This is a genomic window from Streptomyces iranensis (genome assembly GCF_017874715.1).
Taxonomy (GTDB): Bacteria; Actinomycetota; Actinomycetes; order Streptomycetales; family Streptomycetaceae; genus Streptomyces; species Streptomyces iranensis.
Genome location: NZ_JAGGLR010000021.1, coordinates 1 through 23,778, shown reverse-complemented (window position 1 = coordinate 23,778; position 23,778 = coordinate 1). Strand labels below are relative to the sequence as shown.

Below are 23,778 nucleotides of genomic sequence, written 5' to 3'. Positions count from 1 at the left end.
AAGGCCGGACCCGCGGCGGTGCGGTGTGCGAGGACAGCGAGGCGTGGCGCCGCCGGGTACGCAGGGAGGGGAGCAGTTGTGGGGACGGACCAGATCCGGCGCTGGGAGTCGGGAGCGCTCGCTCACGCGGTGACGGATCCTTTCGGCCAGGGCCCGCTGCCCTGGCTGCGCGACAGTGAGAACTACTTCGACGACACCGGGCGGGTGGTCCCGTGGTACGTCGACGACGTCCATCTCTCCGGGGCCGACCCCCGGGCGGCCGAGCGGACCGGCGCGCGGGGCCCCGCAAGGATCCCCGGGCCCCGCACGGCCGACGATGTCCACCGGCAGATCAAGGGCTTCCCCTCCACCTCCGCGGCGGCCCCCGGCGAGGCCATCGACTTCCGGATCACGGTGGACCCGCCCCAGCAGTTCAGCGTGGACATCTACCGCATCGGCTACTACGACGCCACCGGCGCGCTGAAGATCACCACCAGCCCCCGGCTGTCCGGGATCGTCCAGCCGCCCCCGCTCACCGCCGACCGCACCGTCTCCTGCCACCACTGGTGGCTGTCCTGGCGGATGCAGATCCCCTCGTACTGGAAGCCCGGCGCGTATGTCGCGGTGCTGACCACCCTGGACGGCTACCGCAGCCACATCCCGTTCACCGTCCGCGACAGCCGCCCCGCCGACCTCCTCCTCGTCCTGCCCGACCTCACCTGGCAGGCGTACAACCTCTACCCGGAGGACGGCCGGACCGGCGCCAGCCTCTACCACGCCTGGGACGAGCGGGGAAAGCTGCTGGGCGAGTCGGAGGCGGCCACCACGGTCTCCTTCGACCGGCCGTACGCGGGCGCGGGGCTGCCCCTCCATGTGGGGCACGCCTACGACTTCATCCGCTGGGCCGAGCGCTACGGCTACGACCTGGCCTACGCCGAGATGCGCGACCTGCACGCGGGAAGCGTCGACCCCACCCGCTACCGGGGGCTGGTCTTCCCCGGCCATGACGAGTACTGGTCGGCGCCGATGCGCCACACCGTGGAGGCGGCCCGCGACAGCGGCACCTCGCTGGTCTTCCTCTCCGCGAACACCATGTACTGGCAGGTCGAGCTCGCCCCCTCGCCCTCCGGCCCGGCCCGGCTGCTGACCTGCCGCAAGCGCCGCGGCCCCGGCCGCTCGGCACTCTGGCGGGAGACCGCGCCCGAGCAGCAGCTGATCGGCATCCAGTACGCGGGCCGGGTGCCCGAGCCGAGCCCGCTGATCGTGCGCAACGCGGGCCACTGGCTGTGGGAGGCCACGGACGCGGAGGAGGGCGACGAACTGCCCGGCCTGGTCGCGGGCGAGGCCGACCGCTACTTCCCCCGCACCGCCCTCCCCGACCACCTCCGCCGCATCCTCCTGGCCCACTCCCCGTACGAGGACACGGAGCGGGTGACCCGCCACCAGGAAACGTCGCTGTACCGGGCGCCGAGCGGCGCGTTGGTATTCGCGTCGGGGACGTTCGCGTGGTCGCCCGCGCTGGATCGTCCGGGGCATACGGATGAGCGGATCCAGAAGGCCACGGCGAATCTGCTGGATCGCATCTGCAAGCGGGGCTGAGGCGGTGCCCGCCGAACCACGGATGCTTTCCCCTCCCCGCCCCTTCCCGCTACCAGGGGCCCCGCCCCTGGACCCCGAGATCTGGTGCGGCCCCGCTATGCGGTGGGGCCGCGCCATGCGGTGGGGCCGCGCCATGCGGTGGGGTCGCGCCATGCGGTGGGGCTGCGCCATGCGGTGGGGCTGCGCCATGCGGTGGGGCTGCGCCATGCGGTGGGGCTGCGCCATGCGGTGGGGTCGCGCCATGCGGTGGGGTCGCGCTATGCGGTGGGGTCGCGCCATGCGTCGGGGCCCCATCACGCGTCGGAGCTCCACCATGCGGTGGGGCCGCGCTATGCGGTGGGGCCGCACCACGCGGCGGAGCGCCATCACGCGGCGGAGCGCCATCACGCGGCGGGGCCGCATCTCGATGCTCTGCCCGCCGCGGGCGTCACGACCCGTCGGGCGCCGCCTGGCCCGCGGCCGGTGGAGGGGCTTCCCCCTCCCCGCCCCGCTACCAGAGGCTCTCCGCCCCTGGGCCTCGGGGTCTGGGGCGGGGCCCCAGTTTCGGGAAGGGGCGGGTTGGGGAGTGTTTCGCCGCTGGTGTCACGATCCGTCGGGTGCCGTTTGGCCGGTGGCCGGTGTGGGGCGGCTTTCTCCTCCCTGCCCTGCTGGGCAGCGGGCCTCCGCCCCTGGGCCTCGGGGTCTGGGGCGGGGCTCCAGTTTCTGCTCCCCGGGGTCTGGGGCGGGGCCCCAGTTGAGGGAAGGGGCGGGGAGGGGAAAGACCCGCTGGGCGCCCCCTACGCCATCGGAGCCAGGCGCGGCGGCTTCCGGATCCCGAAACGATGCCGTAGCGCCGACCGGGCCGCCAGGTAGCCGCACATCCCATGGACCCCCGGCCCCGGCGGGGTCGCGGATGAGCAGAGGAAGAGGCCGGGCAGCGGGGTGCGGTACGGGTCGAGGCGGGGCACCGGCCGGGCGAGGCTCTGCCGGATCGTCATCGCGCCCGAGCCGATGTCCCCGCCCACGTCGTTGGGGTCGTACGCCTCCAGGTCCCGCCCCGACATCCCGCGCGCCGCGAGCACCGTGTCGCCGAAGCCGGGGGCGTACGCCTCGATCCGGGAGCGGATGAGCTCCACCGGATCGGTGTCGTCGCCGTTCGGCATATGGGCGTAGGCCCACACCGGGCGCCTGCCGGGCCGGGCGCGCCCGGGGTCGGTGACGGCCGGGTCGACGAGCAGGACGAAGGGCGCCCGGCTGCGGGCCCCGCGTGCGGTCCGGTTCTCCTCCCGGACCAGCTCGGCATGGGCGCCGCCCAGGTGTACGGTCCCGGCGCGGCCCACGGCGGGGTCGGCCCACGGGATCGGCTCGCTGACCAGGAAGTCGGCCTTGGCGGCGGCCGGTCCGTAGCGGAACCGCCGCAGCGCCCGGACGTAGCGGTCGGGCAGCGCGCGCCCGGCGATGTCCAGCAGCCCCGGAACACCGGTGTCGAGCAGCACCGCGCGATAACCGTCCAGCTCACGGAGGTCGTCGATCGCGCGCCCGGTGTGGAAGGTGCCGCCGTGCGCGGTGATGTCGTCCACCATGGCTTCGGCGATCCGCGCGCTGCCGCCGCGCGGCAGCGGCCAGCCGGGGCCGTGGGCCAGATGCCCGAGCAGGGCCGCCACCGCGCCGCCGGCCAGGCTGGGCAGCTCGCCCACGGCATGGGCGGCGACCCCGGTGAGCAGGGCGGACGCCGCCTCACCGGTGAAGCGGGCGGCACCGAGCCGGGTGCCGTGGACGAGGATCCGGGGGGCCAGCAGCAGCGGTGCCACCGGATCGCGGGGGAGGGCGCGCTGCCCGGAGAGGATGAAGTCGACCACGCCCTCGCTGTGCCGCACCAGCGGAGCCATCAGCCGCCGCCAGCGCTCCCCGTCCGGGCCGAGCCCGGCGCAGGTGGTCTCCAGATCGTGGTGGGCGAGCGCGGCGCGGCCGCCGTCCAGCGGATGGGCGTAGGAGACCTCGGGCGTCAGCAGCTCAACCCCGCGCACGGCCAGGCCGAACTCGCGGAAGAAGCGGGAGGCGGGCGCCATGGGGTGGACCGCCGAGCAGATGTCGTGGGCGATCTCCGGGTCGAAGAGCGGCTGGGTGCGCAGCCCGCCGCCGATGTCGGCGGCGGCCTCGTACACCGCCACCCGCAGCCCGGCGCGGGCCAGGGTGACGGCGGCCGCGAGCCCGTTGGGCCCGCTGCCCACGATCGCCGCGTCGGCCATCCCGCACCTCCCCACCCGCTCCATGTGTGTCCTTCCGCACGAGTTCCTCGTACGACGTGTTCGAACCGGCCGGAAGCGGAACCCGGAACGCCGCACCCCTGCGGCCCCGCGCCCCGCCGCAGGTCGCCGCCGTTCCGTGCGGCAGAATCGAGGGGGCTTGGACAAAAACACCAGGAGGAAGCGTGTCCGGATTCGTTGAGAAGCCCGAGCCGGTCGAGGTTCCGGGCCTTCGGCACCTGCACACCGGCAAGGTGCGCGACCTCTACCAGAACGGGCGCGGTGAGCTCGTCATGGTCGCCAGCGACCGGATTTCCGCCTACGACTGGGTCCTGCCGACCGAGATCCCCGAGAAGGGCAAGATCCTCACCCAGCTCTCCCTCTGGTGGTTCGATCTGCTCGCCGACCTCGTCCCCAACCACGTCCTGTCCACCGAGCTGCCCGCCGGCGCCCCCGCCGACTGGGAGGGCCGGACCCTGGTGTGCCGGTCGCTGCGGATGGTCCCGGTCGAATGCGTCGCGCGCGGCTATCTGACCGGCTCCGGCCTGGCCGAGTACCGCGAGACCCGCACGGTGTGCGGAATCGCCCTCCCCGAGGGGCTGACCGACGGCTCCGAGCTGCCCTCCCCGATCTTCACCCCGGCCACCAAGGCCGCGGTCGGCGAGCACGACGAGAACGTGGCGTACGAAGAAGTGGCCCACCGCATCGGCGCCGAGCCCGCCGCCCAGCTGCGCCAGGCCACCCTCGCCGTCTACAACCGGGCCCGGGAGATCTCCCGCGCCCGGGGGATCATCCTCGCCGACACCAAGTTCGAGTTCGGCTACGCGGAGGCGACCCTGGGCGTGGAGAGCGCCGAGCCGGTGCTCGCCGACGAGGTACTGACCCCGGACTCCTCCCGCTTCTGGCCTGCCGACCAGTGGGAGCCCGGCCATGCGCAGCCGTCCTTCGACAAGCAGTACGTCCGCGACTGGCTGACCTCCCCGGCCTCCGGCTGGGACCGCGCCGGCGAGCAGCCGCCGCCCCCGCTCCCGGCGGAGGTCGTCGAGCGGACGCACCGGAAGTACGCGGAGGCCTACGAACTGCTGACCGGCAGCAGCTGGAAGTAGCCCGGACAACCGGGAACAGGGCGGAGAACGACCAAGGGCCCCGGCCGATCGGCCGGGGCCCTTGCGTTCCCTGAGCGGACGACGAGGCTCGAACTCGCGACCTCAACCTTGGCAAGGTTGCGCTCTACCAACTGAGCTACGTCCGCCTGCGCCGGACTTTTCCGGTTCGGCGCGCCTCTACTATAACCAAACCCTCGACCGGTGAACTACCACCCCGAGCGTCGAGCCCGCTCCGGGCGCCGCTCCGGGCGGCGGTGAAGCCGCTCGGAGCCTCTCCGCGACGGAGGCGCCGTCCGCCGCCGTCGGCTCCGGCAGCATGGGCCCGTTGCGGCGGCACGCGTCCGAAAACGCCTGCGGCGCCGGTCGATTCGACCGGCGCCGCAGATCTGGAGCGGACGACGAGATTCGAACTCGCGACCCTCACCTTGGCAAGGTGATGCTCTACCAACTGAGCCACGTCCGCATGCCTCCGACCGGCCTTCACCGATCGGCGCGCGCATCACTCTACCGGATCCTCATCAACAGGAGGCCGATAGGCGATGAGAGCGGGTGACAGGGATCGCACACTGCGCCTCCCCCTTGGAAAGGGGGCGCTCTACTACTGAGCTACACCCGCATGGTGTCTTCCTCGGGGTCTCGGCCTTTCGGCCTCGCCCCTCGGCGTGCTCCAGACTTTAGCGGATCACCCGGGGTGGTGTGCAACTCGGCTGAACGGGGGTGCCCCAGGCCGAACGGGTGCCTCAGGCCGACTCGTCGAAGGCTTCGTAGACCTTCTTGGGGATCCGGCCGCGCGGAGGCACCTCCATGCCGTTCGACCGGGCCCAGGCGCGCACCGCGGCCGGGTCCGGGGCGACGGCGGTGCGGCGGTATGTCTTGCCCGAGCGGGCCCGCTTGCGGCCGGCCTCCACGTACGGTGCGAGAGCGTCGCGCAGTTTCGACGCATTGGCAGAGCTGAGGTCGATCTCGTACAACCTGCCGTCGAGTCCGAACGTGACCGTCTCTTCCGCTTCGCCTCCTTCGAGGTCGTCGGAGAGCGTGACTACTACGCGCTGCGCCACGGATATCGGTCCTTTCGGGCTGCATCGTTGCGTTGACGTGCAAAGATGTCAGCTGTCCAGTTGTGTCCAACAATGCTTTTTCATTTGTACAGTGACTGGCATTGCATTGTGAACCCCAGTAATTCCATCCGCGTGTCACGCCGCGATCGGGACCATGCGTTTTTCCCCGACCTTTCCCCGTCAGTCGCCACCGACGATGCTTAAACGTGACCGAACCCTTGCATATCTACTCGCGTAGATTTTTGCCCGGGGTACGCTTGGGCACCGCCTTACGCACCAGCACCACACCACCGGGAGTGCCAGTGGCACGCGTCGTAGTCGACGTCATGCTCAAGCCGGAGATCCTCGACCCCCAGGGCCAGGCGGTGCAGCGAGCACTGCCCCGCCTCGGTTTCGAGGGGATCGCCGACGTCCGTCAGGGCAAGCGCTTTGAACTCGAGGTGGAGGGCCCGGTCGATGACGCCGCCCTCGCCCGTATCCACCAGATCGCCGAGACTTTTCTGGCGAACACCGTGATCGAGGACTTTTCCGTGAAGGTCGAGGTCGGCGAGGGTGCCGACGCCACTGCCGTGAAGGCGGAGTCGTGACCGCACGCGTCGGAGTCATCACCTTCCCCGGCACGCTCGACGACCGCGACACCCAGCGCGCGGTCCGCGCCGCCGGGCTGGAAGCCGTACCGCTGTGGCACCGCGACAAGGACCTCAAGCAGGTCGACGCGGTGATCCTGCCGGGCGGCTTCTCCTATGGCGACTATCTGCGGGCCGGAGCGATCTCCCGCTTCTCCCCGGTAATGGACTCGGTGATCGACCAGGCGAAGGCCGGTATGCCGGTGCTTGGCATCTGCAATGGCTTCCAGGTACTCACCGAGACCCATCTCCTGCCCGGTGCGATGCTGCGGAACAACCATCTGCACTTCATCTGCCGTGATCAGAAGTTGCGAGTGGAAAACGCTGAGACGGCCTGGACGCGCTCCTATGAGCGGGGTCAGGAGATCAACATCCCGCTGAAGAACATCGACGGCCGCTATGTCGCCGATGAGCGCGTCCTCGATGAACTCGAGGCCGAGGGACGCGTCGTCTTCCGCTATCAGGAGCTCAACCCCAACGGCTCGCTCCGCGACATCGCCGGTATCTGCAATGCGGCGGGCAATGTCGTCGGCCTCATGCCCCACCCCGAGCACGCCGTCGAACCGCTGATCGGCACCGGTCGCACCGACGGTCTCGGATTCTTCACCTCGATCCTCAAGAGGCTGGTCAGCGCATGACCCTGGACACCACCAAGCACGCGGCGCAGACCCCGGAGGCCGAGCAGCCCTGGGCCGAGCTCGGTCTCAAGCAGGACGAGTACGAGCGCGTCCGCGCCATCCTGGGCCGCCGCCCCACCGGTGCCGAGCTCGCGATGTACTCCGTCATGTGGTCCGAGCACTGCTCGTACAAGTCGAGCAAGGTCCATCTGCGGCAGTTCGGTGAGAAGGCCCCCGAGAACGACGCCCTGCTCGTCGGCATCGGCGAGAACGCGGGTGTGGTCGACGTCGGCCAGGGCTACGCGGTCACCTTCAAGGTCGAGTCGCACAACCACCCCTCGTACATCGAGCCCTACCAGGGCGCGGCCACCGGCGTCGGCGGCATCGTCCGCGACATCCTCGCCATGGGCGCCCGCCCGGTGGCCGTGATGGACCCGCTGCGCTTCGGCGCCGCCGACCACCCCGACACCAAGCGGGTGCTGCCCGGTGTGGTCGCGGGCATCGGCGGCTACGGCAACTGCCTGGGCCTGCCCAACATCGGCGGCGAGGTCGTCTTCGACCCCTGCTACCAGGGCAACCCGCTGGTCAACGCGTTGTGCGTGGGCGTGATGAAGCATGCGGACATCCACCTCGCCAAGGCGTCCGGCACCGGCAACAAGGTGATCCTCTACGGCGCCCGCACCGGTGGCGACGGCATCGGCGGCGTCTCCGTGCTGGCCTCGGAGACCTTCGACGCCGCGGGCGATAGTGCCTCCGGCACGGGAAAGCCCACCAAGCGCCCCGCTGTCCAGGTCGGCGACCCCTTCCAGGAGAAGCTGCTCATCGAGTGCACCCTGGAGGTCTTCAAGGAGGACCTGGTCGAGGGCATCCAGGACCTCGGCGGCGCGGGCCTGTCCTGCGCCACCAGCGAGCTGGCCAGCGCCGGCTCCGGCGGGATGCGGGTCGAGCTCGACACCGTGCCGCTGCGCGACTCCTCGCTCTCCCCCGAGGAGATCCTGATGAGCGAGTCGCAGGAGCGCATGTGCGCGATCGTGAAGCCCGAGAAGGTCGACCGCTTCCTGGAGATCTGCGAGAAGTGGGACGTCATCGCCACCGTGATCGGTGAGGTCACCGACGGCGAGCGGCTGGAGATCTACTGGCACGGCGAGCAGATCGTGGACGTTCCGCCGCGCACCGTCGCCCACGAGGGCCCGGTCTACGAGCGCCCCTACGCCCGCCCCGAGTGGCAGGACGCGCTCCAGGCCGACGACGCGGGCAAGCTGCCGCGCCCGGCCACGGCGGAGGAGCTGCGCGAGCAGATCCTCAAGGTGATCGGGTCCCCGAACCAGTCGTCCAAGTCCTGGATCACGGATCAGTACGACCGCTTCGTGCAGGGCAATACGGTGCTCGCCCAGCCCGAGGACTCCGGGATGGTCCGGGTGGACGAGGAGACCGGCCTGGGCGTGGCCGTCGCCACGGACGGCAACGGCCGCTACGCCAAGCTGGACCCGTACGCGGGGGCGCAGCTCGCGCTCGCCGAGTCGTACCGCAATGTGGCCGCGTCCGGCGCCAAGCCGCTGGCCATCTCCAACTGCCTCAACTTCGGCTCGCCGGAGGACCCCGCGGTCATGTGGCAGTTCGCGGAGGCCACCCGCGGTCTCGCGGACGGCTGTCTGACCCTGGGCACCCCGGTCACCGGCGGCAATGTGTCGCTGTACAACCAGACCGGTGAGGTGGCCATCCACCCCACGCCGGTCGTGGCCGTCCTCGGCGTGATCGACGATGTGGCCCGCCGCACCCCGATCGCCTTCGCGGAGGAGGGCCAGCTGCTCTATCTGCTGGGCGACACCGCCGCGGAGCTCGGCGGCTCGGCCTGGTCCCAGGTGATCCACGACCACCTGGGCGGACTGCCGCCGAAGGTGGACCTGGAGCGGGAGCGGCTGCTCGCCGAGATCCTGATCTCGGCCTCGCGCGACGGCATGGTGGACGCGGCCCACGACCTGTCCGACGGCGGTCTGATCCAGGCGCTCGCCGAGTCGTGTCTGCGCGGGGGCAAGGGCGCCCGGATCGTCGTCCCCGACGGTCTGGACCCCTTTGTCCTGCTGTTCTCCGAGTCCGCGGGCCGGGCGGTCGTCGCCGTACCGCGCAGCGAGGAGGTCCGCTTCAACGACATGTGCGGGGCCCGGGGGCTTCCGGCGGCCCGTATCGGCGTGGTCGACGGCGACGCGATCGACGTCCAGGGGCAGTTCTCCATCCCGCTGGCCGAGCTGCGGGAGTCGTACGAGGCGACGATCCCGGGTCTGCTGGCCTGAGGACTGGCCTGAGAACGCATGCCGTACGGCCCGCCCCCTGGCGTCAGGGAGCGGGCCGTACGGTCTGTTCCGGCTCGGGCCTCGTGGGGCTCACTTCCCCCAGAAGGCGTTGGCGGCGTCGATGTCCTCGACGCACTGGTCGATGTCGCTGACCTTCCCGCCGACGATGGTGAAGAACAGCCCGGTCTTCATGTCCAGCGTGCGGTTGCCGCGCTCGGCGCGGACGTGGTGGCCGGAGATCACATGACCGCGCCCGTCGGGCATCACCGATTCCAGATCGACCCGCATCGTGCCACCGGTCTCCTCGAACTCGGTGCGGTACAGCCGCATACACGCGTCCCGGCCCTTGTGGTGTCCGGAGATCATGTTGTCACCGGGCACATGCTGCATGACGTCCGCCGTCAGCAGCGTGGAGAGGGTGTCCAGGTCGCCCTGCTGGAACGCGGTGCATGCGCGGCGCACCACGGCGGCATCGGGGTGCTCGCCCATGGTCATTCACACCTTTCGTCCTGATTGATACCTCTCTATCCCCTTCCATCCATCCTCCGCCCACCCCACGGGGCTGTCGATAGGCTCGGCGCCATGCCGCCCCGTGCCCGTGCCCGCAGCTATGACCCCGCCAAGACCCGGGCCGCCGTGATCGCGCAGCTCCGGCAGGTGCGGAAGGCGGCCGAGGGGCTGGACGGGACCGCCCTGGACGCCCCCACCCGGCTCGGCGACTGGACGGTCCGGGAGCTGATCGCGCATCTGGCGATGGCCGTGACCTCTGTCGTACGCCTCCTGGAGCGGCCCGCGCCGCCCGCGCGCGAGGTCACCGTCACCGGCTGGGCCTCGGCGGTGGCCAGGCACTCGGGGGCGATCGACGACGACACCCGCGCTCTCGCGGCGGACGCGAAACCGGGCGAGCCGCTGGAGCGCGCCGAGGCACGGTTCGCCGAGGTGGCCGCCGTCGCGCCCGCCGACCGGCTGCTGGCCGCCCGCGTCGGGGCGATGCGGCTGGACGACTACCTGGTCACCCGCTGTGTGGAGCTCGTGGTCCACGCCGACGATCTGGCGGCCGCCACCGGCGTCCCCGTGGAGCACGACCGCCAGGCGCTGGCCACCGCCACCCGCGTGCTCGCCGACGCCCTCGCGGCGAAGGCGCCCGGCGGCTCGGTCGAGGTCCGCATCCCGCCGTTCGCCGTGATCCAGTGCGTCGAGGGCCCCCGGCACACCCGCGGCACTCCGCCGAACGTCGTCGAGACCGATCCGCCGACCTGGATCCGCCTCGCCACGGGCCGTCTGACCTGGGCCGAGGCCCTGGAGTCCGGGCCGCTGACCGCGAGCGGCGACCGCGCCGACCTCTCCGCCCACCTCCCCGTGCTCGGCTGACCGGCCCGAGATGTGATCCTCGCCTCGGACGGGCACCTTCACCCCCGGCCGTGCGCAGGTCGGGCGCGGGTCCCGGGGGTCCGGAGCGGGTGCGGAGAATGTGACTTACGCCCTCCTGACGGGTCCCTCGTTCGGAGGCACCGCCGAACTGGCCTAGACTCGATGACGTGCCACGTGGTGACGGACGACTCAGCCACGACCTGCTCCCCGGTGAGAAGGGCCCCCAGGACGCTTGTGGCGTCTTCGGAGTCTGGGCACCGGGAGAAGAGGTCGCCAAACTCACCTATTTCGGGCTGTACGCGCTGCAGCACCGTGGACAGGAGTCCGCGGGCATCGCAGTGAGCAACGGCTCCCAGATTCTCGTCTTCAAGGACATGGGCCTGGTCTCACAGGTCTTCGACGAGACCTCCCTCGGCTCCCTGACGGGCCATATCGCGGTCGGTCACGCCCGCTACTCCACCACCGGAGCCTCGGTGTGGGAGAACGCGCAGCCGACGTTCCGGGCCACCGCCCACGGCTCGATCGCGCTGGGTCACAACGGGAACCTGGTCAACACCGCCGAGCTGGCGGAGCTGGTCGCGGCCCTGCCCCGCGACGGCGGCCGGGCCACCCAGGTGGCGGCCACCAACGACACCGACCTGGTCACCGCCCTGCTCGCGGGCCAGGTGGACGACGACGGCAAGCCGCTCACCGTCGAGCAGGCGGCCCCCATCGTGCTGCCCAAGGTCATGGGCGCCTTCAGCCTCGTCTACATGGACGAGCACACGCTGTACGCGGCGCGCGACCCCCAGGGCATCCGCCCGCTGGTCCTCGGCCGCCTCGAGCGCGGCTGGGTGGTGGCCTCCGAGACCGCCGCCCTGGACATCGTGGGCGCGTCCTTCATCCGTGAGATCGAGCCCGGCGAGATGGTCGCCATCGACGAGAACGGGCTGCGCTCCACCATCTTCGCCGAGGCCCGGCCCAAGGGCTGTGTCTTCGAGTACGTGTACCTGGCCCGCCCCGACACCGACATCGCCGGGCGGAACGTGTACCTCTCCCGGGTCGAGATGGGCCGCCGGCTGGCCAAGGAGGCCCCGGCCGAGGCCGACCTGGTCATAGCGACGCCCGAGTCCGGCACCCCGGCCGCCGTCGGCTACGCCGAGGCCAGCGGGATTCCGTACGGCTCCGGGCTGGTCAAGAACAGCTATGTGGGCCGGACCTTCATCCAGCCCTCGCAGACCATCCGGCAGCTCGGCATCCGGCTCAAGCTGAACCCCCTCAAGGAGGTCATCCGGGGCAAGCGCCTGGTGGTCGTCGACGACTCGATCGTCCGCGGCAACACCCAGCGCGCCCTGGTGCGAATGCTCCGCGAGGCCGGGGCCGCCGAGGTCCACATCCGGATCTCGTCCCCGCCGATCAAGTGGCCGTGCTTCTTCGGCATAGATTTCGCCACCCGCGCCGAGCTGATCGCCAACGGTCTCTCGGTCGAGGAGATCGGCAAGTCGCTGGGCGCCGACTCGCTGTCGTACATCTCCACCGACGGCATGATCGAGGCGACCACGATCGCCAAGCCGAATCTGTGCCGTGCCTGCTTCGACGGTGAGTACCCGATGGACTTGCCGGATCCGGAGCTGCTGGGCAAGCACCTCCTGGAGTCCGAGACCCAGGTCCCGAGCAGCGGTGACGCCGACGGTGTGACGACGCTGACCGCCGGTGTCGGCGGCGCCGACGCCCTGCGCCGTCCCTGAGCCGAGCGCCGCCTGCCCGTCATCCCCGATACGAAAGATCTCAACGTCATGTCCGAGTCCGGGTCCACCTACGCCGCCGCGGGCGTCGACATCGAGGCGGGCGACCGCGCCGTCGAGCTCATGAAGGAGTGGGTCAAGAAGGCGAGCCGGCCCGAGGTCGTGGGCGGCCTCGGCGGTTTCGCCGGGCTCTTCGACGCCTCCGCCCTGGCCCGCTACCAGCGTCCGCTGCTCGCGTCCGCCACTGACGGGGTCGGCACCAAGGTGGACATCGCCCGGCGGATGGGCGTGTACGACACCATCGGCCGCGACCTGGTCGGCATGGTCGTGGACGACCTGGTGGTCTGCGGTGCCGAGCCGCTGTTCATGACCGACTACATCTGCGTCGGCAAGGTCTACCCGGAGCGCGTCGCCGCCATCGTCAAGGGCATCGCCGAGGGCTGCACCCTGGCCGGCTGCGCCCTGGTGGGCGGCGAGACCGCCGAGCACCCGGGGCTGCTGGGCGCCGATGACTTCGATGTCGCCGGGGCCGGTACGGGCGTGGTCGAGGCCGATCGGGTGCTGGGCGCGGATCGTATCCGAACGGGTGATGCGGTGATCGCCATGGCATCGTCCGGACTTCACTCGAACGGGTACTCACTCGTCCGCCATGTGCTCTTCGACCGGGCCGGCTGGGCGCTGGACCGCGAGGTGCCGGAGCTCGGCCGGACACTGGGGGAGGAGCTGCTGGAGCCCACCCGGATCTACTCGCTGGACTGCCTGGCCCTCACCCGCACCACCGAGGTGCACGCCTTCTCGCACATCACCGGCGGCGGGCTCGCCAACAACCTCGCGCGGGTCATCCCCGAGGGGCTGCGCGCGGTCGTGGACCGCTCGACCTGGACCCCCGGAGCGATCTTCCAGCTGGTCGGCGAGGCCGGCTCGGTCGAGCGCCTGGAGCTGGAGAAGACCCTCAACATGGGCGTCGGCATGATGGCGGTGGTCCCGGCCGACTCCGTGGATGTGGCGCTCACCACGCTCGCCGACCGCGGTGTCGAGGCCTGGGTCAGCGGTGAGATCACCGAGCGCACGGCCGGGGAAGCGGAAGCGGTGACGCTGACCGGTGACCATGCGGGCTGAGACGGCCGCGCCGTGTGTGCGGACAGCACAGAAGCCGGTCCGAGGCGGGTACCCCGGACCGGTGGAGGTGTGCGGCGATAAGCCGAGCGCCTGGAACGGGTGGTTCAGGCGCGGCGACGCTGCGGGGACGGATCGGACTGTTCGTCGTCCTCGTCCTCATCGTCGTTGTACAGATCCGCGTACTGTGCGTACGGGTCGTCGTCCAGCTCATCGTCCTCGAACGGCTCGCCATTCGGCGGCTGACTCGTTGGCGATGCGCCCAGCTCCTCGGCCAGGCGTGAGAGATCCGTCCCACCGCTGTTGTACTTCAGCTGGCGGGCGACCTTCGTCTGCTTGGCCTTGGCCCGGCCGCGCCCCATGGCTCGACCCCCTCAACGACGGGGCTCGACGGCCCCAGAGTCTTGACACGCGTTCACGTTCATAAATCGGAGCGGACTCTCAAAAGAGAGACCGGTCCGTAGGGCTTCAACGGTACCTGCTTCTGTGGCCATACGGTACGTCGCCCACACGACGTGCCACGAGGCAGAACCCGCGAGGAGCCCGTTCCTCGCTGGTCAGCTGCGATTTTAACGCGTCTTGTGCGCCGACCCGCCGACGGGCCGTGAGGGATCTCTCCCCGATGGCTCCCCGGGGGCTCTCACGTCCCCCGTACGGCGGCCTCCGGCAAAGGGTCCCGCACGGCCCGTCCGCACGGCCTCACACCGCTCCTCAGACGCTCTCAGGCGCTTCCGCGGCCCTCGGGCGCCCCGTGGCCCATGCCCGTGGCATCTGCCACGCCACGGCTCAGGCGTGGCGGCCCTCCGCCATCCGGTGCTCGGCCAGCCGGTCGGCGGCCGCGGCGGGCGGGATGCCGTCGGTCTGTGCCCGATCGAATATGGCCAACGTCGTGTCGAAGATCTTCGCCGCCTTGGCCTTGGCCCGGTCGAAGTCGAAACCGTGCAGCTCGTCGGCGACCTGGATGACACCACCGGCGTTCACCACGTAGTCCGGCGCGTAGAGGATGCCGCGGCCGTCCAGGTCCTTCTCCACGCCCGGATGGGCCAGCTGGTTGTTGGCCGCGCCGCACACCACCTTCGCGGTCAGGACGGGCACCGTGGCGTCGTCCAGGGCGCCACCGAGCGCACACGGGGCGTAGACGTCCAGGTCGGCGCGGATCAGCGCCTCGGTGTCCCGGACCGCCTGGACGCGGGGATGGCGGGCCAGCACGCGGTCCACCGACTCGGTGCGCACATCCGTGACCACGACCTCGGCGCCGTCCTCCAGCAGGTGTTCCACCAGGTGGTGGCCGACCTTGCCGACCCCCGCGATGCCGACCCGGCGGCCGCGCAGCGTGGGCGCGCCCCAGGACGCCTGGGCGCTCGCCCGCATCCCCTGGAAGACACCGAAGGCGGTCAGCACCGAGGAGTCGCCGGCGCCGCCGTTCTCGGGGGAGCGGCCGGTGGTCCAGGGGCACTCGCGGGCGACGACGTCCATGTCGGCCACATAGGTGCCCACGTCACAGGCGGTGACGTAGCGACCGCCCAGGGAGGCCACGAAGCGGCCGTAGGCGAGCAGCAGCTTCTCGGTCTTGATCTCCTCGGGATCGCCGAGGATCACGGCCTTGCCGCCGCCGTGGTCGAGCCCGGCGAGCGCGTTCTTGTAGGACATGCCGCGGGCGAGGTTGAGCGCGTCGAGGAGCGCCGCTTCTTCGGGGTGCTCCTCGGAGGCGTAGGCGTGGAAGCGGGTGCCGCCGAGGGCCGGGCCCAGGGCGGTGGAGTGGATGGCGATGACGGCTTTGAGGCCGCTCTCCCGGTCCTGGCAGAGCAGTACCTGCTCATGCCCGCCGAGATCGGAGCGGAACAATGTCGAAAGAGGTGAGAGAGGGTTCGGCACGCGACTCTCCGTCGGACCGTCGGCGCTGACGGTGTGACGTACGTCGGTCACGGTGGTGACTCCCATAGGTCGGGGTAGACGCCCTCCTGGCTGGTGGGGAGGGCCGTGGGCAAGAGGGTAAGCCCTGGGGGCCCGGGTGATCGGCCATGTCCCCGACGAGTCCGTATGCCGGGCATGGGACGATGCCGTCAGGCGGGGGTAAGGGAGCCCCTGGCGGTGGTCTCAGCCTTGAGGGAGCGCGTGTGACCTTGGCGTCTTCGGTGATTGTCCCGTACGCGGCGTATCTCCGGGTCTATGAGCCACTGGCAGCGTTTCCGGAGCCGGAGAGATCGCACTGGGCGCGGTATGCCAAGCGCGACGACCTGCCGGGCGCGCAGGACGAGCTGCGCCGCTCGCTCGCGGACCTGCTGCCGGTCCCCCCGGTGGCGGTTCCGGTGCACGAGAGCGCGGACGCCTTCGTGGCGCTCGTGGACGGCGTCACCTGTGTCTGTCCGTGGCGTACCCGGCTGAGGGGCTGGCTGGCCCTGGAGGAGCTGCCGGAGCGCCTTCCCGGGCCCCTGCTGGACGCGGCCCTGCCCCCGGTGGTGCGCCGGCAGGCGGTGGCGGACTTCGAGCGGTGGCTGGAGCGCAACCCGGACGCCCGGCCGTGGATCCGCTCGGCCACCTGGCATGTGCCGGTGCGCTGGTTCGTGCTCTTCGGGGACGAGGAGCGCGAGTTCACCAAGGGTGACGAAGGACTCATCCTCCGCTACCGCACCCCAATGGTCCAGGCCAGGCGCCGGGTGGCGCGTGGGCTTAAAGTGCTCAAGGAGGCTCTCGGCGAAGGGCCGCTGATCGACGGGCTGGTGGACGTCGGCCGGTGGCTCGAGGAGTTTCACCCCCGGTCGTTGGTCGAGCTGGACTACGGCGGCCTGGTGCACACGCTGCCGGCCGGGCAGCTGGAGGACGACCGCTCGGCCGCGGATGTGGCGGAGGGCCTGGCGGCGCTGCGCGACGGGGACGGGGAGCGTGCGGGCGTCGCGTACGAGCGGCTGACCGACCGCTGGAGCGTGGTCCGCAGGCGGCAGAACGCGAGCTGAACGCCCGGCCGAACGGGTGTCGGGCGACCGGTTGAGCGGTTCGCCGGAACAGAGGGGACGTAGGTCCCGATCCGGGCCATTGCCTCAATCGTGACCTAAAGCACTGACTTCGGGCCTTGCGGTAATCGCCCATCCTCGTGTCAAAATAGGACAAGGAGTCCGGGAGGGATTCCTTCCGCCCAACTATGGGCGGATTCATCGGTATTGCACTTCTTGACGGATCTGGTGACCCCTGATCCTGTTGTGACTGATCGTCACGGCCGCGTGACAGTCCGTTATGGCATGGTCCATCGGCTTCCGTCGAGGTTGGTCACCTGAGAGGGCAATTCCATCGGTTTGGCCGACGGGGCTGGACAGATGGTGTAGTTGTAGTGCCGAGGACAAGCCGTTCGTCCTATAACCGACTCGGCCCGCGTCCGCCATTTCGGGCAACGTGGGTCAAGGTGCAGAATTTAGAGGAAAGAACCGTGATGGTTCGGTTCTCCCGAGGAGGCCGCTCATGACCGCTCGCACCCCTGATGCCGAGCCGCTGCTGACCCCGGCTGAGGTTGCCACGATGTTCCGCGTGGACCCGAAGACGGTCACTCGCTGGGCGAAGGCAGGCAAGCTCACGTCGATCCGTACGCTCGGAGGGCATCGGCGCTACCGCGAAGCGGAGGTCCGTGCTCTTCTTGCGGGCATCCCGCAGCAGCGCAGCGAGGGCTGAACAACCGCATAACCGGGCATTTCCGGGCCCCCCAGCCCGGCTTTTGCCTGTATAGCTCCACCACGACGGGTGCCTGCCCCAACAGGCCCTCCACCGCTCGACATGGGTGCGTCGTTGATCGCGCTGGACTCCGCCGGGTCCGGCGCGATCTTTTTTATGCCCCGGGGACGGTCTTCCGGAGGGTGCCTCCAGGGGGCTTCAAGTGCCTTTGGAAGCGCAATCGTTCGGGTTGTGCGGGGTGGTCCGCAAGGGGCTCGAGGAAGCCCGCGGAGCGCTTTCGGGGGGCTCGCGAGGGTCACGGACAGAGGGTGCAATTGCACATATTAAATTGACCTGTGGTGAGCGGGGTGTAAGTTCCCTCACTCCGGAAACTCATTCGGTGACTCCCGTCACACCGCCCAACCCTTGCCCTGTGCCCAGCGGTTGCGCTAAAAGACAACCCCGGTAAGGGCTTACCGAGTTGACGGTGGCGAGGCCGCCGTCGTCTCCTCGCGCTTCTCGTGTTCGGCCCTGTCAGCCGCCTCGTCGGCCGCCGAGTGCTCCATCGCAAGCCGCAGCAGGCGATGGCAGATCGGACAGTGCCGGGTGAAGTGGCGGTTGCCCGCGGCGGCCGCCAGATGGGCGCGCAGCAGCGCCTTGGTCTCATGCTTCGCGGACGTCGTCATACGCAGCACCTCCCGCGTACCCCCGCGCACACCTTTTAGTTTGGGTACCTCTGTATGTGGTGTGCCGTCAAGACGCGGAAGGCCCGGATCCATATCTGGATCCGGGCCTTCCGGGTAAGCGGTCCTGACGGGATTTGAACCCGCGGCCTCCACCTTGACAGGGTGGCGAGCACTCCAAACTGCTCCACAGGACCAACAGTGACGCCTGCGGCTCCGCCGCCGTGCGCCGCGCTGTGTGCGCTGCGATGCAGACTCTACAGCAGGTCAGGGGGTGCGGTCGAACTCGCGCCCGGCAGGGCTCCGGCGGCCCGCCGGAGCCCCGCCGGGCTCTTACGGAGCCGCCGCGTCGATGGCCTTGACGATGCGCTTGTCGGACACCGGATAGGCCGTGCCGAGGGCGTGCGCGAAGTAGCTGACCCGCAGTTCCTCGATCATCCAGCGGATCTCCAGCGTCTCCTGGGGCACCGGGCGCCCCGGCGGGAACTGCTCCAGCAGCCAGGCGTACTCGTCCCGCATCTCCCGCACCTTCGCCATCCGGGAGCGGTCCCGCTCGGCGTTGCCCGGAAGCTGCTGGAGCCGCCGGTCCACGGCCACCAGGTAGCGCATGAGGTCCGGAAGCCGCCGTACGCCGTGGGCGGTCACGAAACCCGGTGTGATGAGCTCCGAGAGCTGCTCCCTGATGTCCGTGCGGGACGACAGCAGCACCGGGCTGCTGGTGGCCTTCAGCCGCCGCTCGCACGACTGCCAGGCCGCCAGCACCTCCTGGACCTTGCGCACGGTGTCCAGCGTGGCGTCCATGATGTCGCTGCGGACGGCGTCGAAGAGCTTCCGGAACGATTCCTCGTCCCAGACCGGGCCGCCACGAGCCGCGATCAGCCGGTCGGCCGCCGCGGCCACGCAGTCGTCGAACAGCGCCTGCACACTGCCGTGCGGGCTGCTGGAGAGCGCCAGCTTGGCCTGGTTGGAGAGCTTGCCCTGGACGAACTTGGCCGGGTTGGACGGCAGCTGGAGCAGGATCAGCCGACGCGTCCCCCGCCACATCGCCTCCCGCTGCTCGGCCTCGGTGTCGAAGAGCCGTACGGCCACCGAGGAGCCCTCGTCGACGAGCGCCGGATACGCCTTGACCGGCTGGCCGCCGCGGCGCGTCTCGAAGGTGCGCGGCAGCGTGCCGACCGTCCACCGGGTCAGCCCACCGCGCTGCTCGATCCCCACGGCCTCCTTGGAGGACTCGAACGCCTTGGAGATCGCGGCCCGCGTCTTGGGCCGCAGCCGCTGCCGCAGCGCCTCCAGGTCCCTGTCCTCGGCCAGCTTGCGGCGCCGCTCGTCCACCACCCGAAAGGTGATCTTCAGGTGGTCGGGGACCTTCGTCAGGTCCCAGTCCTCCGGCTCGATCCGTACGCCCACCATCCGCTGGAGCTCCCGCCCCAGCGCCGCCGTCAGCGGCTCCTGGAGGGGGACAGCGCTTTCCAGGAAGCGCTTGGCGTAGTTGGGCGCCGGGACGTAGTGCCGGCGGACCGGTTTGGGCAGCGAGCGGATCAGCTCGGTGGCCAGATCCTCGCGCAGCCCCGGGATCTGCCAGTCGAAGCCGTCCGGGGTGACCTGGTTGAGCACCTGAAGCGGGATGTGGACGGTCACACCGTCCGCGTCCGCCCCCGGCTCGAACTGATAGGTCACCTTGAACTTGAGCTTCCCCTGGCGCCAGGAGTCCGGATAGGCGTCCTTGGTGACGCCCTGCGCCCGCTCGTTGATGAGCATCGACTTCTCGAAGTTGAGAAGCTCCGGCGCACTCCCCCCTTCGCGCTGCTTGTGCTTCCACCAGGAGTCGAAGTGCGCGCCGGAGACCACATGCTCGGGGATCCGCTGGTCGTAGAAGTCGAAGAGCGTCTCGTCGTCCACGAGGATGTCGCGCCGCCGGGCGCGGTGCTCCAGCTCCTCGACCTCGCCCAGCAGCTTGCGGTTGTCGTGGAAGAACTGGTGGTGGGTGCGCCAGTCGCCCTCCACCAGGGCGTTGCGGATGAACAGATCGCGGCTGGTCTCGGGGTCGATCCGGCCGTAGTTGACCTTCCGCTGGGCGACGATCGGCACCCCGTAGAGGGTGACCCGCTCATACGCCATCACCGCTGCCTGCTTCTGCTCCCAGTGCGGTTCGCTGTAGGTGCGCTTGACCAGGTGCTGGGCGAGCGGCTCGATCCACTCCGGCTCGATTTTCGCGTTGACCCGCGCCCACAGCCGGGACGTCTCCACCAGCTCCGCCGACATCACCCAGCGCGGCGGCTTCTTGAACAGTGCCGAGCCGGGGAAGACCGCGAACTTGGCGCTGCGCGCGCCCACGTACTCGTTCTTCTCGGTGTCCTTGAGCCCGACGTGCGACAGCAGCCCGGACAGCAGCGACGTGTGAATGTGGTCCGGCGCCGCGTCCTGCTCGGACATGTGGACGTCCATGGTCTTGGCGACCGTGCGCAGCTGGCTGTAGATGTCCTGCCATTCGCGTATGCGCAGGTAGTTGAGGTACTCATTCCGGCACATCCGGCGGAATGCGGAGGAGGACAGCTCCTTCTGCCGCTCCCGGACGTACTTCCACAGATTGAGGAAGGCCAGGAAGTCGCTGGACTCGTCCTTGAAGCGGGCGTGCTGCTGATCCGCCTGCTGCTGCTTGTCCGAGGGGCGCTCCCGCGGGTCCTGGATGGACAGCGCCGCCGCGATCACCATGACCTCGCGGACACAGCCGTTGCGATCCGCCTCCAGCACCATCCGGGCCAACCGCGGGTCCACCGGCAGCTGGGCCAGCTTCCGGCCGACCTCGGTGAGCCGCTTGCGCGGGTCCTTCTGCTTGCCGTCCAGGGCGTGCAGCTCCTCCAGGAGCTGGACGCCGTCCTTGATGTTGCGGCGGTCCGGCGGGTCGATGAAGGGGAACTTCTCGATGTCGCCGAGGCCGGCGGCGGTCATCTGGAGGATGACGGAGGCCAGGTTGGTCCGCAGGATCTCGGCGTCGGTGAACTCCGGGCGGGTGACGAAGTCGTCCTCGGAGTACAGCCGGATACAGATGCCGTCGCTGGTCCGGCCGCAGCGGCCCTTGCGCTGATTGGCGCTGGCCTGGGAGATCGGCTCGATGGGCAGCCGCTGGACCTTGGTGCGATGGCTGTAGCGGGAGATCCGGGCGGTGCCCGGGTCGATCACATAGCGGATACCGGGAACGGTCAGCGAGGTCTCGGCCACGTTCGTCGCCAGCACGATCCGACGGCCGGTGTGTCTCTGGAAGACCCGGTGCTGCTCGGCGTGCGACAGCCGTGCGTACAGCGGGAGCACCTCGGTGACCGGGAGCTTCTTCTTGTTCAGCGCGTCGGCGGTGTCGCGGATCTCCCGCTCGCCGGAGAGGAAGACCAGGATGTCGCCGGGGCCCTCGGCCTGGAGCTCGTCGACCGCGTCGCAGATCGCGGTGATCTGGTCGCGGTCGCTGTCCTCGCCGCCCTCTTCGAGCAGCGGGCGGTAGCGCACCTCGACCGGATATGTACGCCCGCTGACCTCGACGATCGGCGCGTCGCCGAAATGGCGGGAGAAGCGCTCCGGGTCGATGGTGGCGGAGGTGATCACGACCTTGAGGTCGGGGCGGCGGGGCAGCAGCTGGGCCAGATAGCCGAGCAGGAAGTCGATGTTGAGGCTGCGCTCATGGGCCTCGTCAATGATGATCGTGTCGTACTGGCGCAGCTCGCGGTCGGTCTGGATCTCGGCGAGCAGAATGCCGTCGGTCATCAGCTTGACGTGGGTGTCCTTGCCCACCTGGTCGGTGAAGCGGACCTTCCAGCCGACGGACTCGCCGAGCGGTGACCGCATCTCCTCGGCGATGCGCTCGGCCACGGTGCGGGCCGCGATCCGGCGTGGCTGCGTATGGCCGATGAGGCCCTTGACGCCGCGCCCCAGCTGCAGACAGATCTTCGGAATCTGGGTGGTCTTCCCGGAGCCGGTCTCACCCGCGACGATCACCACCTGGTGATCCCGGACGGCCTCGAGGATCGCGTCCTTCTTCTGGCTGACCGGCAGCTCTTCCGGATAGGTGATGGCCGGCACCGCGGCGCGGCGGTCCGCGACCCGCAGCTCGGCACGCGTCATCTCGTCGGCGATCTCGCCGAGCACGGCCGCACGGGCCTCGGGTTTACGGATCCGGCGCGCGCCGTCGAGCCGGCGTCCCAGCCGCTGCTGGTCGCGCAGCATCAGCTCGGGCAGCCGCTCCAGCAGGGCGGGCAGGGCGGGGGCAGGCGTGGTGGACATACGGACCCCAGGATCTCACCTCCGGAAAACGGCTGGCGAACCATTTCATCCGCGCCGCGTTGCGCGATATGTGCGATATATATGGGTTCATCGCTTTAGCGTGATCTCATGGCCGATGACCTGGCGCAGCGCCCCGACCCCGACCCCGACCCCGAGCCGGAACGCCGATCACCGCGATGGGGGTGGGGGGCCTTCAAGCGGTCCCCGTTCTTCCCCGCGACCGTCATCGTGCTGATCATCTCCGCGGGCGCGGGGCTCTTCGCGGGCTCGTACACCTACGCCTTCGCGAACCCCACCCCCCGGAACGTCCCCACCGCCGTCGTGGCCCCCGACCACGGCGCCGCCCCGCTGAACCGGTTCCTCGCCGGGATGGAGCAGGCCCTGAACGCCTCCCTCCGGCTGCATCCCTACCCCAGCTACGCCAAGGCCCGCTGGTCCCTGGAGGAGCAGCGGGTCTTCGCGGTCCTCCAGGTGCGCGGCCGCGGCGTGCGGATGGACGTCGCGAGCGCGGCCGGGGCGACCGTCGCCCAGGTGCTCGGCCAGGCCGCGGGCAAGGTCGGCCGGGTCTCCGGGGTGCCGGTCACGGTCAAGGACGTGAAACCGCTGCAGCCCGGCGATCCGCGCGGCCTCGCGGTCTTCTACATCTCCCTGGCCGCCACGATCATCGGCTTCCTCGGCGCCATCCAGCTCAGCGTGAACGCCTCCGAGCTCAACCCGGCCGAGCGGATCGTCTTCATGATCGCTTACGCCCTGCTCGGCGGGTTCACGATCGCGGTCATCGTCGACCAGGGGCTGGGCGCGCTCCAGCTCCCCTTCCCGGAGTCCTGGGCGATCCTGGCGCTGACGATGTTCACCTCGGGGCTGGTGTTCTCCATGTTCAACGTCCTCTTCGGGCGCTGGGCGCTCATCCCCACCTGGGGTCTGATGGTGCTCCTCGGCAACCCCTCCTCCGGCGGCGCCGTCTCCTGGCCCCTGCTCCCCTCCGTCCTCGGCACCGTCGGCCGCTGGCTCCCACCGGGCGCCTCGGTCAACGCCCAGCACACCGCGATCTACTTCCGCGCCAACCAGCATGCCTTTCCGTTCCTGGTGCTGGTGGTCTGGTGTCTGCTGTCCGCCGTGGTCTTCTGGACCTGGCGCCACCGCCACCCGGGCGGACGGCCGCCGAGGGCGACGCCGACGCGGTGCTGAGGGGTTCGGGGGGCGCCCGGGGGGTCTCGACGCCTGCGGCGGGCTGTTCCCCTCCCCACCCCTTCCCGAAACCGGGGCTTGGCCGCAGGGCCCGAAGCGGGGCTTGGCCTCAGGCCTCGCAACCCGGGCTTCGCCCCTTCCCGCAGCGTCGGTATGCGGCTACGCCGCGTGGTGGGGCCTCGCTGCAGATCTGGTTGCGTCTTTGGAAGTGGTGTACCGGGTTCCGCCTGATCCGGGGGTTTTCCTCGGCGTCGGGGTGAGGGCCCAGATAGACAGACGGCCATCGG

General features: G+C 70.3%; 18 protein-coding genes and 4 tRNA genes. 11 read left to right on the top strand and 11 right to left on the bottom strand.

Features of this window, described 5'->3' with window-relative positions; translation table 11 throughout:
* The first annotated feature begins 78 nt into the window (after positions 1 to 78).
* Complete coding sequence (locus J2Z30_RS33470; RefSeq protein ID WP_044572179.1) at positions 79 to 1,578, top strand: N,N-dimethylformamidase beta subunit family domain-containing protein; 1,500 nt, start codon at positions 79 to 81, stop codon at positions 1,576 to 1,578.
* 776 nt (positions 1,579 to 2,354) lie between these two features.
* Here J2Z30_RS33470 and J2Z30_RS33465 read toward each other — a convergent pair.
* Entirely contained in the window at positions 2,355 to 3,830 is a 1,476-nt protein-coding gene (locus J2Z30_RS33465; RefSeq protein ID WP_107073320.1) for a phytoene desaturase family protein, read from the bottom strand.
* Between the two features lie 158 nt (positions 3,831 to 3,988).
* Between J2Z30_RS33465 and J2Z30_RS33460 the strand changes: the two genes are divergently transcribed.
* Positions 3,989 to 4,909, top strand: coding sequence for a phosphoribosylaminoimidazolesuccinocarboxamide synthase (locus J2Z30_RS33460; RefSeq protein ID WP_044572175.1), 921 nt, complete (start codon positions 3,989 to 3,991; stop codon positions 4,907 to 4,909).
* A gap of 73 nt (positions 4,910 to 4,982) precedes the next feature.
* Here the strand turns inward: J2Z30_RS33460 and J2Z30_RS33455 are convergent.
* The 4 genes from J2Z30_RS33455 to J2Z30_RS33440 form a co-directional block, all read right to left on the bottom strand.
* Positions 4,983 to 5,055 (bottom strand) — tRNA-Gly (locus J2Z30_RS33455).
* Between the two features lie 241 nt (positions 5,056 to 5,296).
* A tRNA-Gly gene (locus J2Z30_RS33450) sits at positions 5,297 to 5,372 on the bottom strand.
* A gap of 81 nt (positions 5,373 to 5,453) precedes the next feature.
* Positions 5,454 to 5,525 (bottom strand) — tRNA-Gly (locus J2Z30_RS33445).
* A gap of 124 nt (positions 5,526 to 5,649) precedes the next feature.
* Positions 5,650 to 5,967, bottom strand: a complete 318-nt coding sequence (locus J2Z30_RS33440; RefSeq protein ID WP_044572173.1) for a histone-like nucleoid-structuring protein Lsr2 — start codon at positions 5,965 to 5,967, stop codon at positions 5,650 to 5,652.
* A gap of 296 nt (positions 5,968 to 6,263) precedes the next feature.
* Here J2Z30_RS33440 and purS point away from each other — a divergent pair, with 296 nt between their 5' ends.
* Genes purS through purL form a run of 3 tightly spaced genes read left to right on the top strand, consistent with a single transcriptional unit; the run spans position 6,264 to position 9,501 of the window.
* The gene (gene purS, locus J2Z30_RS33435) at positions 6,264 to 6,554 is read left to right on the top strand and encodes a phosphoribosylformylglycinamidine synthase subunit PurS (RefSeq protein ID WP_370467175.1); all 291 of its coding nucleotides are present in this window, start codon (positions 6,264 to 6,266) and stop codon (positions 6,552 to 6,554) included.
* On the top strand, positions 6,551 to 7,231 hold the full coding sequence (purQ, locus tag J2Z30_RS33430; protein ID WP_020869681.1) for a phosphoribosylformylglycinamidine synthase subunit PurQ: 681 nt from the start codon (positions 6,551 to 6,553) through the stop codon (positions 7,229 to 7,231). The genes purS and purQ overlap by 4 nt, the downstream gene beginning before the upstream one ends.
* Positions 7,228 to 9,501 carry a phosphoribosylformylglycinamidine synthase subunit PurL gene (gene purL, locus J2Z30_RS33425; RefSeq protein ID WP_044572171.1) on the top strand — a complete coding sequence of 758 codons (2,274 nt, stop codon included), beginning with the start codon at positions 7,228 to 7,230 and terminating at the stop codon, positions 9,499 to 9,501. Before purQ ends, purL begins: the two co-directional genes overlap by 4 nt.
* Before the next feature lie 90 nt (positions 9,502 to 9,591).
* Here purL and J2Z30_RS33420 read toward each other — a convergent pair whose 3' ends face one another.
* Positions 9,592 to 9,990 (bottom strand): nuclear transport factor 2 family protein, encoded by a 399-nt coding sequence (locus J2Z30_RS33420; RefSeq protein ID WP_044581631.1) that lies wholly within the window; start codon positions 9,988 to 9,990, stop codon positions 9,592 to 9,594.
* A 93-nt stretch (positions 9,991 to 10,083) separates the two neighbouring features.
* On the opposite strand from J2Z30_RS33420, the gene J2Z30_RS33415 reads away from it, so the two are divergent.
* The 3 genes from J2Z30_RS33415 to purM all read left to right on the top strand — a co-directional run bounded on the left by J2Z30_RS33415 (position 10,084) and on the right by purM (position 13,715).
* Positions 10,084 to 10,872, top strand: a complete 789-nt coding sequence (locus J2Z30_RS33415; RefSeq protein WP_044572169.1) for a sterol carrier family protein — start codon at positions 10,084 to 10,086, stop codon at positions 10,870 to 10,872.
* 167 nt (positions 10,873 to 11,039) lie between these two features.
* Positions 11,040 to 12,599 carry an amidophosphoribosyltransferase gene (gene purF, locus J2Z30_RS33410; protein ID WP_044572167.1) on the top strand — a complete coding sequence of 520 codons (1,560 nt, stop codon included), beginning with the start codon at positions 11,040 to 11,042 and terminating at the stop codon, positions 12,597 to 12,599.
* A 48-nt stretch (positions 12,600 to 12,647) separates the two neighbouring features.
* The gene (purM, locus tag J2Z30_RS33405; RefSeq protein ID WP_044572164.1) at positions 12,648 to 13,715 is read left to right on the top strand and encodes a phosphoribosylformylglycinamidine cyclo-ligase; all 1,068 of its coding nucleotides are present in this window, start codon (positions 12,648 to 12,650) and stop codon (positions 13,713 to 13,715) included.
* Positions 13,716 to 13,819: 104 nt separating this feature from the next.
* Here purM and J2Z30_RS33400 read toward each other — a convergent pair whose 3' ends face one another.
* Together J2Z30_RS33400 and J2Z30_RS33395 are read right to left on the bottom strand one after the other, a co-directional pair.
* Positions 13,820 to 14,074: a DUF3073 domain-containing protein gene (locus J2Z30_RS33400; protein ID WP_044572162.1), complete on the bottom strand. Its 255-nt coding sequence runs from the start codon at positions 14,072 to 14,074 to the stop codon at positions 13,820 to 13,822.
* A gap of 424 nt (positions 14,075 to 14,498) precedes the next feature.
* On the bottom strand, positions 14,499 to 15,653 hold the full coding sequence (locus J2Z30_RS33395) for a Leu/Phe/Val dehydrogenase (protein ID WP_044572159.1): 1,155 nt from the start codon (positions 15,651 to 15,653) through the stop codon (positions 14,499 to 14,501).
* A 176-nt stretch (positions 15,654 to 15,829) separates the two neighbouring features.
* On the opposite strand from J2Z30_RS33395, the gene J2Z30_RS33390 reads away from it, so the two are divergent.
* Positions 15,830 to 16,666, top strand: a complete 837-nt coding sequence (locus J2Z30_RS33390; protein ID WP_044572157.1) for a DUF8083 family protein — start codon at positions 15,830 to 15,832, stop codon at positions 16,664 to 16,666.
* A 499-nt stretch (positions 16,667 to 17,165) separates the two neighbouring features.
* Positions 17,166 to 17,372 carry a developmental transcriptional regulator BldC gene (gene bldC / locus J2Z30_RS33385; protein ID WP_020869672.1) on the top strand — a complete coding sequence of 69 codons (207 nt, stop codon included), beginning with the start codon at positions 17,166 to 17,168 and terminating at the stop codon, positions 17,370 to 17,372.
* Positions 17,373 to 17,824: 452 nt separating this feature from the next.
* On the opposite strand, the gene J2Z30_RS33380 is transcribed toward bldC, so the two are convergent.
* The 3 genes from J2Z30_RS33380 to hrpA form a co-directional block, all read right to left on the bottom strand.
* Positions 17,825 to 18,037 (bottom strand): DUF6274 family protein, encoded by a 213-nt coding sequence (locus J2Z30_RS33380; RefSeq protein ID WP_044572155.1) that lies wholly within the window; start codon positions 18,035 to 18,037, stop codon positions 17,825 to 17,827.
* Between the two features lie 119 nt (positions 18,038 to 18,156).
* Positions 18,157 to 18,231 (bottom strand) — tRNA-Asp (locus J2Z30_RS33375).
* Between the two features lie 136 nt (positions 18,232 to 18,367).
* Complete coding sequence (hrpA, locus tag J2Z30_RS33370; RefSeq protein ID WP_044572153.1) at positions 18,368 to 22,303, bottom strand: ATP-dependent RNA helicase HrpA; 3,936 nt, start codon at positions 22,301 to 22,303, stop codon at positions 18,368 to 18,370.
* Positions 22,304 to 22,411: 108 nt separating this feature from the next.
* Between hrpA and J2Z30_RS33365 the strand changes: the two genes are divergently transcribed.
* Positions 22,412 to 23,491: an ABC-2 transporter permease gene (locus tag J2Z30_RS33365; RefSeq protein WP_044572151.1), complete on the top strand. Its 1,080-nt coding sequence runs from the start codon at positions 22,412 to 22,414 to the stop codon at positions 23,489 to 23,491.
* The last annotated feature ends 287 nt before the right edge of the window (positions 23,492 to 23,778 follow it).